The sequence below is a fragment of the Burkholderia sp. Se-20378 genome, assembly GCF_017104665.1.
GTDB lineage: Bacteria > Pseudomonadota > Gammaproteobacteria > Burkholderiales > Burkholderiaceae > Burkholderia > Burkholderia lata.
The window spans coordinates 1-11,241 of sequence record NZ_JAAGPG010000278.1 but is presented as its reverse complement, the minus strand read 5'-3'; the positions used below and the strand labels follow the sequence as shown (position 1 = coordinate 11,241).

The following is an 11,241-nucleotide window of genomic DNA, read 5'->3' as shown; positions in this document are numbered from 1 at the left end:
AAGACCAGCGCGGTGGCCTCCGGAGCGCGCCGGACCTGGTCCTCGAACAACTGATGGATGCACCGGTCGGCGGGATACGGGGCCTCGGTCCGGTTCCAGGTGTCCAGCAGCAATGTGCGTTCGTCGGGGGGCAGAAGATTCAATTGCCTTACGGGAATTTCTGCGGCCCGTGGCGACATGGCCGCGTGCAACAGGGATTCGAGGTGTTGCGCTGTGCGATGCATCTGAGCCTCGTCCAATCGCGAGACATCGTAGATCCATCGATAACGACCATCACAAGTGCTCACCTGCAAGGTGAGTAACCCGCCTAGTGCAATGTCCGAAGCGGCCTCGTCCTCCGATATGTCATCGGACACTAGCGCGATTGCTATATGCCAAGGATATTCCGAGTGCAGGGCCTTAATCGACTGCAATATCGGCTGACGGGCGATGAGATCACGCGAAAAGGTGTCTTGACGCTCCAGTGTGATGCGTTCCGCTGCCACCACTGCTAGCACTTCGTGGAATGGACGATCCAGATCGATATCCAGTTCCATTGGCACAATTGAGGCGAAAAAAGTTGCCAACCAACGCGCCTGAGATCGCCCCGCAATGGGGTGCCAACCAAGCTGACCTCCTGCTTCGCCCGTGAGGCGCGCCAGATAAATCCCCCACGCAGTGAGCAGATGATCGACGCGTTCTTGCGCTGGAACGGCAGCCAACGCCACTGAGGCCCACCACGCACTTGTACGCCACTGTGGTGCATTAGTCGTGCCTGCATGGCCTGCTGATTCGAAGGGAAACGGTCGCGAGTGAAAACGGCTTAAGCGTTCAGCCCAGAAGGTCTCGTGCGGTCCAATCGCTTCATATGCCTGCCTCAAAGCCAGTGCTTGACCATCATGCAACGAAGGGAGTTGATCGCCCTCATTAAGATCGTTTTGCGAAGCGAGTTCCACCGCATCTCGCAGATGGCCTGTAAGATCGCTCAAGCCTTGAACGATGACGTCGTTGTCGGCGGTCGCGATACGCCAGTAGTTGGGTGCGACTTCAAGGAGGGTGCCGGGACGTTGTTCCGAAGGTTGATCCAAGACCTCCAATTGTTCGATTAAGACGACGCTCTGAGGCAGTAGTATCTTTGCGCGGCCCAGGGGATTGGGATGATAACGTCCCAAATCCAAAGCCCGTACCACCCTCGAGAGGCCTTGCGCCGTGCAGTGCCATGATAGGCAGCCTGCCGCTTCGGGTCGACGATGGCGTGGGAAAAAGCTCCGCTGCGTGGTGTCCTGCGGCCGTGTGTCCAGGGCGCCGTGGATCAAACCATTTAATAGCTGAGCAAACCCCTCACTGGCTGCTTGATAGCACTTCAGATTGAGAGACAGTGCTGTGTCGCTCGGGGCAATGGCCACCGGCTGCTGCACAACAAGCTCACCGGCGTCGACCGTACTGGCCATACGGTGCCAGGTGATGGCGTAGTCGGTTTCGCCCGCCAGTAGTGCCCACGAGGTGGCGTGGGTGCCGGCATAACGCGGTAGAGGAGCATCGTGGTAGTTGAAGGTGCCGCGGCGCACCTGATCAAGCAGATAGGAGGGAAGAATCGACGGATTGACAATGGAAAAGAGCCAATCGACGTCTTCTTCTCCTAGAAACGTACTCACCGCTTCGAGTGAAGGCAGAAGGAGGATACCTTCCTGAGCCGCCCAGCGCTCCAGCACCGTATCGAAGGCGAGCACGGCACACAAAGTGACGCCTGCTTCACGAAGTTGCTGGGCACAACGTATAGCCAACGTTGTGCTTCCTACGATCATACCCGTCATGGTCGAGGTCATCGATCGGGGTAGTAAGGTATCGGGTGCACCCGGTGGTGTGGCCAGCGGATTGCTGCCGGCCATGTCGCGTGAATCGGGTGAAGCGCGCTGTACTTCATCTTGGGGATGCGTCATGGCTGAATAGAAATCGGAGGCATTGAACGGACCGCGGATTAAGGCGCGAACGAAGGAGCGATGTGACGATCAAGGGGCGCACGTGTATCAGCGACGACGAGCCCGCTCTCGAGCTTGATGAGGCGATCGGCAAGATGAAAATAGCGATCGTCATGGCTGATGACAAATAAGGTCTTTCCTTTGGCTTTGAGCTCAGGCAAAAGGACTTGGTAGAAGTGCTCACGAAAGGTGGGATCCTGATCGGCCGCCCATTCGTCGAAGAAGACGATGTCACGATCCTCAGCGAAGCAGTGTAGCAAGGCCAGACGCTTACGTTGTCCGGTCGAGAGCGTCAAACGGGATAGTTCACCGTCACGGGCGTGAACTTGTGCCTTAAGTTCTAGCTGTTGCAAATACTCGGTAATCCGCTCGTCAGGCAGACAGGTACCCTCGGCGTTGAGCACATGCGAGAACAGAAAGAAATCGCTAAAGACACCCGAAAAAAGACGCTGATAGAGATGCACGTCATCGTGAACCGCGTGTCCATCGATGAGCAACTGGCCGGAACTTGGCCGCAGTAACCCACATAACAGGAGCAAGAGCGTCGATTTGCCGCCGCCATTACCGCCTACGATGAAAATGGATTCACCCCGCCGGACATCCAGACTGATAGGACCAATACCTGAACTGATCTCCTCACTGTCTGACGGAAAGCGGTAACAGATGGCTTCGGCACGGATATGTCGCCAATCGAGTGGCATAGCGGAGGCGTGGGAAGCCGGCGTGGCAGAAGGGGGAAGACATGACTGTAGATCCAGACCGAGGTATTCGAGATGACGCAGACTCGCGAGGCCAGTTCCCGCTTGTTGACCGACCTGAAGCAAGAACATAAGCGGGCCGACCAGAAAGAAGCTGCCGACCACAAAGGGTACGACGGTGCTTAAGGGCAAGGCCAGAAGTCCATGGCCCAAGTAAACCACCGCAAAGATCGAGACATACACCATCACCGATGACCAGGCCTGATTCAGCCCCATGGTCAGATGCACACGAGTCATCTGTCGTTGTGCACGGGTAATCGCGGGCTGGAGAAGCGCCTGCGTAAAATGCGCGGCCCGCATCGGATTCAAGCTCATCTCCTTCTTGCCCTCACTAATCGCACGAAGGTGTTCGAAAACCTTTTCTTCCGAACGGCGCAAGACATCGAATTGGCTGCGGGTCATCCATATCAGTAGCCATGAGAGGGTGAGCGGGACGCTCAGGCCAGCGATCAGGACCCCGAATAGAGGAATCGAAAGAATAAGCAGATAAGCGATACCTGCGATCGCCAGCAAGGCGTTATAAGCAATCAGTGGTACGATCAAGACCAAAGGCGCAATTTGCCCGATATCCTCGATAAACGCACCGAAGACAAGATGTTTTCGGTGTATCAGCTTCTCGTAGCTCATCCTGATGAGTTGCTGCGACAACTCGGTGCGCAATTGCGAGACCAGATGAGCACCTAAGCGCGCCGACAGGTACTGCGATGCCGCACTGGACGCCAGCAGCGCGATCAACCATCCGATACCGTAAAACAGTGGACCTAGCGCAGGACCAACGAACGTATGGGCTGCTAGATCATTGATTTGGGCCAGGATAGCGACCGTCGTGCCTGCGCTGGCTGCCGACAATAGGACTGTCGCCGACAAGGCTACACGATAGGTGCGCAGATAGCGGCGTAGCAGCATGTAACTTATCCGGCGAGAGGGATAGGGGTGCCCGATCGGCTCTGTGCTTGGGTCATCTTGCGTTCGATAAACCGTCCCAACGCCGCGATGCCGGTGCGGATCTGCGATGGGTCGACGGCACTAAACGCCAGTCGAATCCGTTGATCGTGCGAATTATCGAAAGCAAAGAACGCCATCGGCATCACGATCACGTGGCATTCAGTGGCACATGCGGTGACGGCCTGGGCGTCAAAACGGAAGGGCAGATCGACGGTGAGAAAGAAGCCGCCGTCTGGGCGATTCCACCTGATGGAATCGGGCCACGGCACAAAGGTGGTCTGAAGTTGAGCGAGCATGGTGTCTCGGTTGACGCGATAGGCTTCCAAGGTAGGTTGAATCCACCCTCGAAGACTACCTTCTTGCTCAAGTAAGAGACCCCCGATGATGGCTTGGCAGATCTGGCTGGTATTGACGGTGATGAAACTCTTGCGCTGTACCAAGGCCTGAAATAAGGCCTGCCGTGCGGCGCGATCACCAAAGAGTGTATCGGGTAAGGTCAGGGCACCGACGCGTAGCGCCGGACTAATGGTTTTGGAGTAGGTTGAGAGGTAGATCACACAACCGACCTCATCCAAGGCCGCCATCGGTGGCACGACGTCCCCGTCGTAACGAAACATCCCGTAGGGATTGTCTTCCAACACCACGATGCGATGTCGGGTGCAGGCCGAGAGGACGGCGCGTCGCTGTGATAAATCAAGGACACGACCTGTTGGGTTGTCAAAATCCGGAATCAGATACACCGCGCGCGCTTGTCGTCCTTCGCGATGCAACTGGGCGACCGCCCGCTCGATTTGTGCGGCGATGTCCGACTCGGCACCCGGCAATGCTGAAAGCGCCACGCCGCTCGCATGTGCAGCCCCTGTGATGCCGATATACGTTGGGTTACAAACCAGCACCACGTCCTTCGGATCAGGGCACAGTTCGGGGAGACAAAGTGCCAGTGCTTCCTGACAACCCGCAGTGATCACCGTACGATCGGCATGGGTAGCTACGCCTTCGTCGGTTTGCACTTGATGGGCGACGAGTTCATGAATCAGGCCGGCCGTACGACCGTATTGCAGGAGCCATGCGTTCAATGCCTTTCCGGTGTGTCCGTGCAAGGCGTGCTTCTCGTAACGGATCAGGGCTTGCAGCAATGCTGAATGATCAAGTCGCTCAAAAAGTCGGTCGGCGGGGCGGCCGGCAGCCAACGAAATCGCTGCCGGAAACTCACTCGCCACCTCGTTGAGAAAGTTCATTACGGTGGCTTGGAATGCGGCTTGCATGGTGGTCCCGTGAGTAACGTTGCGTTGGTGCTTTGGAGGCCACACGGTGTATGAAAATCGCCGTGCATTCAATAAGTATGCGGCCTTAATATTTACCCGTTTGTTCTAACTGATCGAATAGTGCCTGCACATTCGATTCAAGAAAACCGTCTTCGCCATCGCGATGAATGACTTCAAAACTGAGACCCGTGTTAGCGCAGCGTGTCGAGAACGCCTGAGTAAGCCCTGCACCTCGGATGACATGGGTGTCAAACACCAGGCCGCGGCGCTTAAGCGTCTCGACCGTACTGTCTACGTCCTCAACGTCCAACGCGATATGCGCCACCCCTACACCGAAATGCTCGATAAGCTGAGACACCTGCGACGCAGGTTCCGTGCCCTGGCAGAGCACAAAACGGATACCGTTGCACTCCATTTCCGCCGATAGCATGCCTGTGCGCTGCCCCTTGACGTGCAGTCGGCGCTTTACTTCGAAGCCCAACACATTCTGAAACAGATGGATAGCTTCTTCCAGGTCGTGGACAGCAAGCGCGATATGGTCGATACGGCGAAAAGAGGAGGTGACCGGCTCGGCCGTCGAGGCCAGATTGGCTTGTGTCTGGGACCCATTGGTCAACAGCGTGACAGCGTCTTTCATGGCAACACACCTTCCGGAAGGAGAAGAAACCGATTACGCTATGTGAACTCATCGTCCGGACCCGGAACGTACCGGACCGTTGTTGCAATAATGTTCTTGTTGAGTGTTGTGCGTATTACAGATGCGTAGCGAATTTAGACTCTCGGCGTAACGATACCGTGAATCTAGGGTAAGTGCCATGGCCCGCATGGAACTGTCGTGGAGGAACTCTCGAAGGACCGCGTCAGACCATTTTGTCGCCATCGCTCCTTGATTCGTGTGTTTCGTTGCTGCGGGTTTCGCCGTGCCAGTTATCCGGCGGACGATCGTCGTCGCTACCGTCTTTTCGACGCAGGCTTTTGTGAATGGCCCAAGCTTGTATCAGCGTGCCGTCCACGCTGAAATGCTCACCCGACAACATATCGTGCAGGATAGACCGAGGTATTTCAACGGCCTGCTATACTGGTTATTGGTTATTAGTAGCCGGTCTGGCCAAACGTATCCGCCGGCACCTGCGTCCCTCGTACGTTGAGCTCGATCTCGCTGCCAGATCCCCCGAGAATCCGGGGTTTGCCGCGCTGACATGGATCAAGGGTGTGTTCGCCAAACAGCAGCGCCTGTCGCAACGGCCGCTCGCCGAATGCCCTGTGGCCACCCTGCCGAAGCACTTGCGACCGTACTTGTTGATTTTCGGTGCCGATGACCAGCCGACCGGCTTGCACGGCGATCGCTACGAACTCTGGTTGTACAGTCAAATCCGCAAACGCTTCGAGTCGGGTGAAATCTATCTCGATGACAGTCTGCAACATCGGCACGTCTCCGACGACCTGGTTTCGATGGAAGAGAAGGCCGATGTGCTGGCGCAGATGGATATCCCGTTCTTGCGGCAGCCCATCGATGCCCAACTCGATGTATTGACAACCGAGTTGCGCGCGCAATGGATCGCCTTCAATCAAGAGCTGAAACAGGGCAAGTTGACGCACCTAGAATACGACAAGAATACGCAAAAGCTGATCTGGCGCAAGCCGAAAACCGAGAATCAGAAGGCACGTGAGCAGGCCTTCTACGAGCAGCTGCCGTTTTGCGATGTCGCCGACGTGTTCCGTTTCATCAACGGCCAGAGCCAGCTCCTGTCGGCACTGACGCCATTGCAGCCGCGCTACGCAAAGAAGGTAGCCGACGCCGACAGCCTGATGGCGGCGATCATCGCCCAAGCCATGAATCATGGCAACCAGGTTATGGCGCGCACCAGCGACATCCTATACCACGTGCTGGACAGCACCTACCAGCAGTATCTGCGTCAGGCAACGCTGCATGCGGCCAACGACTGCATCAGCAACGCTATCGCCGCGCTGCCCATTTTTCCACACTATTCGTTCGATCTTGGTGCGCTGTACGGTGCCGTCGATGGTCGAAAATTCGGCGTCGAGCGACCGACCGTGAAGGCCCAGTATTCTCGCAAATATTTCGACCGCGGCAAAGGCGTCGTCTATACGCTCCTTTGCAATCACGTCCCATTGAACGGCTACCTGATCGGCGCGCACGAGTACGAGGCGCATCACGTATTCGATATCTGGTACCGTAACACATCGGATATCGTGCTAACTGCTATCACCGGCGACATGCACAGCATCAACAAGGCCAACTTTGCGATCCTCTACTGGTTCGGGTTGCGCTTCGAGTCACGCTTTACTAACCTCGACGATCAGTTGCAGGAACTGTATTGCATTGACGCCCCCGCGCTGTACGAGAAATATTTGATTCAGCCGGTCGGACAAATCGATCGGCAACTCATTGCCAGCGAGAAGGCGAATATCGAGCAGATCGTCGCGGCGCTGGGACTCAAGGAGATCACGCAAGGTTCGTTGATTCGCGAACTGTGCACCTACTCGCAGGGAAATCCAACGCGGCGTGCGATCTTCGCGCTCGACAAGCTCATCCGCAGCATCTACACGCTGCGCTACCTGCGCGATCCGCAACTCGAGCGAAACGTGCATCGCTCGCAAAACCGCCTCGAGTCCTACCATCAGCTTCGTTCGAGCATCGCCCAGGTCGGTGGCAAGGAAAGAATTGACCGGTCGCACCGACATCGAAATCGAGATCAGCAGCCAGTGCGCCCGGCTGATCGCCAACGTGATCATCTTCTACAACTCGGCGATTCTGTCGCGGCTGCTGACGAAATGGGAAGCCAGTGGCAACACCAAGGCGCTGGCGCGGATCGCGCAGATATCGCCGGCCGCCTAGCGGCATATCCTGCTAAACGGACACTACACCTTCCAAAGCGGCAACAAAATCGACCTGGACGCACTCATCGCAGGACTAGAATTGGAGTGACGAAATTTCCGGCGGTTCCGAATTGGAATCCCTTATTCCTGTTACGGTGGAACACAATGCTCCAACCAAGCGATCCGTTACCCCCATCCGTGGTCGACACGTGGTGACTGAGCGTCGACACGTCGCTGTTCGTGATCGAGATCTTGGCCGACGGCAGCTGGTAACCAGCGCATATCGCGCCGAAGCGGTTGGGAGGCTGGACGATGGAAGTGTTGCCGAACATGCCGCAGACAGCCGCTGTCGAGGCCGCGATACGCACCTGGGCGCGACAGTACGGCTAGAATGTAACGATCCGGCGCACGCCGGTGCGTCGGTTTCCCGCGCCAACCGCTTGTTCGAACAGGGTGCCAAAATGAATATGTTGAAACGTCGTCTCGATGCGACAGACGAGAAGCTGCAGGAGCTGAAAGCAGCACGCAAAACGGCAGCCAAGGCGCAGCGCCAGCAGCTCAAGCAATCGCGCGCCGATCGAGAGCGAAAGATCATGCTGGCCGGCGAGGCGTTACTGTGGCGTGTCGATCGCGGTGAGTGGGATGAAGCCGATTTCCGAGCGATGATGGATGACTACCTGTCGCGGCCCGCCGATCGCTCGCTGTTTGAGCTCGACGACGAATAACCTTGATGCTCGACGGCAACACGCCGCACAGGCAGGCCGGAAACGGTTGCGCTATGCCGCGAGCTTTCCCATTACCCCGGAGATTAGATGGCGAAATCGTTCCAGCGCTTTACCTTGCACGTACAGCTCCAACACATTGAACCGCCCATCTGGCGCCGGATCGAGGTCGAAGGAACCGAGCGCTACGTAAACTGCACCCTATCCTGCAGGCAGCCTTTGGCTGGGAATACAGTCACCTGCACGACTTCCCGATCGACGGCATGACCTATGCCATGTTCGAGGTCGATGACGTGCTGGACTTCGCTGATCCGGACACGACCGCCGATGACCGTAAGGTTCGACTACAGAAGGTCCTGAAACTTGGCTCACGCCTCCTTTACCGGTACGACTTCGGGGACGGGTGGGATCACACCATCGTCGTTGAGAAAGTGGAAACCGTTGAGATCGAACCTTGGGGCGCGGCCCTGGTTGACCTGCTCCCCGCGTTTAGTACGGTAACAGTGTAGAGTCCGTTCCAGAGAGGAACGGCAATGAAAAAGCGATTCACCGAAGAACAAATCATCGGCATCTTGAAGGAAGCCGAGGCTGGCCTGAAGCCGGCGGAGCTGTGCCGCAAGTACGGCATCTCTGAAGCGACCTACTACAACTGGAAAGCGAAGTTCGGCGGGATGACGGTCTCCGAAGCGCAGCGCCTGAAGGAACTGGAGCAAGAGAACAACAAGCTCAAGCGCCTGTTGGCCGAATCAATGCTCGACAACGCCGCACTGAAGGACCTGTTGGCTCGAAAGTAGCAAGCCCGCAGGCCAAGCGCGAAGCGGTCCGAATCTTGATGACCGAACGCGCCATGGGTGTTACCCGTGCCTGCGGGCTGGTAGGGATTTCGCGCTCGCTGTTCCACTACGAATCACGCCGCCGAGTTGACGACGAAGCGCTGACTGGCCGCATGATGGCCATCGCCGCTCAGAAGCGCCGTTACGGCTATCGCCGGATTCACGTGCTGTTGCAGCGGGATGGCTGCTTCGCCAACCACAAGCGCATCTGGCGCCTGTACAGCAAGGCGGGACTGAGCGTGTGCAAGCGGCGACGCAAGCGTATTGGGGCTGTCGAGCGCACGCCGCTGCGGTTACCAACAGGCCCGAATCAGAGGTGGTCGATGGACTTCGTTTCTGACGGGCTGGCCTATGGTCTACGGTTTCAATGCCTGAACGTGGTCGACGACTACACGCGCGAGTGCCTGGCCATCGAGGTTGATACTTCGCTACTGGGCTTACGAATACAGCAAGTGCTTGAGCGGCTCAAGGAGATGCGAGGCTTACCCGCATCCATCACGGTCGACAACGGGCCGAAGTTCGCTGTTAAGGTGCTGGATGCATGGGCCTACGAAGCCGGTGTCACACTGTCGTTCATTCGGCCTGGCAAGCCGGTGGAGAATGCCTATATCGAGAGCTTCAACGGGCGATTCCGCGACGAATGTCTGAATGAGCACCGGTTCGTCTCAATGCGCCACGCCAAGCGGCTGATTGAGGAATGGCGTATCGAGTACAACACCGAGCGGCCTCATAGCTCACTCGGCTATCTGACGCCGGTGCAGTTCGCCCGGGCACACCATGCAAAGCAGCAGTTTTTAACCTTGGACTCTAACTGCAGACATCCCAACCACACACTTTTCTACCGGTCTCGCGGTAGGCTCTCGGGTAGCGTCCACGATGAGCCGTGGCTGCAAGACTGTGTGATGCATCGATGTGCTGGTTTCCAAGGCCTCGACCGAACTTCCCCGCCCGGACGATCAGATCCAATTCGATTCGGCACGCCCTGGTCGTTCACGGGAGCAACTGCGACCCGATAGAGCCTACGGAACTCGACCCCTAATGTCATACCCAGATTCAGATGTCCACCTTCCAGCTATTTAAAAATGTCCGGTTTTAAGGTTGGTTTGCTGCGTCTCTTTCCTCGTTTTGAGCGTTACGCAGTGTCGAAGGTCGGCGCCTGAACGGGCAGGGCACTCACGTTTGTTTCTCCAGCTTTTGCGGACCGACGTTTGGTTGGCGGCTTTGCGGTTTGCCGCCCGTTCCTCGAACCACCGATGATCGCTGCCGTCGATCTGGATCAGCTCGCCCAGGCACGCCCGACGCGCTCGTGGCTGATAGACCTTCGGCGGTCGTTGTCGGCACGGAATCCACAAACCAGCCTCCGTCATCAGCTTCCTGACCGTTTCCTTGGCCAGCCGAATGCCGTGACATTCCCAGAGCTTCTCGCAGGCCAGTGTCGGCCCGAAATCGGCATAGCGATCGCGGATGATCGACAACGCCCGGTCAGCAGCTCCCGGGTCGAGACGGCGGTTGCCGGGCTTCGCTCGGTGTCCCGACACCAGTCCCGCCGGGCCGTGCTCACGTAGCCGGGCAACCAGCCGGCGAACCTGCCGCGTCGTCAACTCCAGCCGTTCTGCCGCACGCCATGGCTTGAGCTTGCCGTCGGCTACGTCCTGGATGACCTTGAATCGTTCCAGCTCGCGCATCGTCATCGTGATCCGTTCCGTTGCAGCCATCGCAGCCTCCGGCGCCGGACAACCGGCGGCCGGACAGCTTACGCGGCCCGAAAGCGGACATTTCTATGTAGCCAAAAGGGGTTGCGGACAAAATCTTGGACTACCTTGGAGGTAGTTCATGTATTCGTACGAAGACCGGGTTCGAGCGGTTCGGCTCTACATCAAGTACGGTAGGAGCGCGGCGGCAACTATTCGCGAGTTGGG

At 57.4% G+C, this 11,241-nt stretch carries 5 protein-coding genes and 5 pseudogenes; 4 read left to right on the top strand and 6 right to left on the bottom strand.

What is annotated here, in order from left to right:
• From G3N93_RS24765 to G3N93_RS24745, 5 genes and pseudogenes are all read right to left on the bottom strand, one after another.
• Positions 1-1,919 (bottom strand): formyltransferase family protein (locus tag G3N93_RS24765; protein WP_277396568.1); only part of this gene is annotated, 1,919 nt, incomplete at its 3' end.
• 38 nt (positions 1,920-1,957) lie between these two features.
• Positions 1,958-3,622 carry a cyclic peptide export ABC transporter gene (locus G3N93_RS24760; RefSeq protein WP_206134158.1) on the bottom strand — a complete coding sequence of 555 codons (1,665 nt, stop codon included), beginning with the start codon at positions 3,620-3,622 and terminating at the stop codon, positions 1,958-1,960.
• Positions 3,623-3,627: 5 nt separating this feature from the next.
• Positions 3,628-4,926 (bottom strand): PLP-dependent aminotransferase family protein, encoded by a 1,299-nt coding sequence (locus tag G3N93_RS24755; protein WP_206134157.1) that lies wholly within the window; start codon positions 4,924-4,926, stop codon positions 3,628-3,630.
• Positions 4,927-5,011: 85 nt separating this feature from the next.
• A complete protein-coding gene (locus tag G3N93_RS24750) occupies positions 5,012-5,563 on the bottom strand; it encodes a VOC family protein (RefSeq protein WP_206134156.1) in 552 nt (183 codons plus the stop codon).
• A gap of 235 nt (positions 5,564-5,798) precedes the next feature.
• Positions 5,799-5,963, bottom strand: a pseudogene (locus tag G3N93_RS24745) (IS5/IS1182 family transposase); the annotation flags it as partial.
• Positions 5,964-6,009: 46 nt separating this feature from the next.
• On the opposite strand from G3N93_RS24745, the pseudogene G3N93_RS24740 reads away from it, so the two are divergent.
• From G3N93_RS24740 to G3N93_RS24725, 4 genes and pseudogenes are all read left to right on the top strand, one after another.
• Positions 6,010-7,876: pseudogene (locus G3N93_RS24740) on the top strand (Tn3 family transposase); the annotation flags it as partial.
• A 352-nt stretch (positions 7,877-8,228) separates the two neighbouring features.
• Complete coding sequence (locus tag G3N93_RS24735) at positions 8,229-8,492, top strand: hypothetical protein (RefSeq protein WP_206134159.1); 264 nt, start codon at positions 8,229-8,231, stop codon at positions 8,490-8,492.
• A gap of 87 nt (positions 8,493-8,579) precedes the next feature.
• Positions 8,580-8,962: pseudogene (locus tag G3N93_RS24730) on the top strand (plasmid pRiA4b ORF-3 family protein); the annotation flags it as partial.
• 60 nt (positions 8,963-9,022) lie between these two features.
• A pseudogene (locus tag G3N93_RS24725) lies at positions 9,023-10,095 on the top strand (IS3 family transposase); the annotation flags it as partial.
• Between the two features lie 459 nt (positions 10,096-10,554).
• Here G3N93_RS24725 and G3N93_RS24720 read toward each other — a convergent pair.
• A pseudogene (locus tag G3N93_RS24720) lies at positions 10,555-11,037 on the bottom strand (helix-turn-helix domain-containing protein); the annotation flags it as partial.
• Positions 11,038-11,241 lie beyond the last annotated feature (204 nt).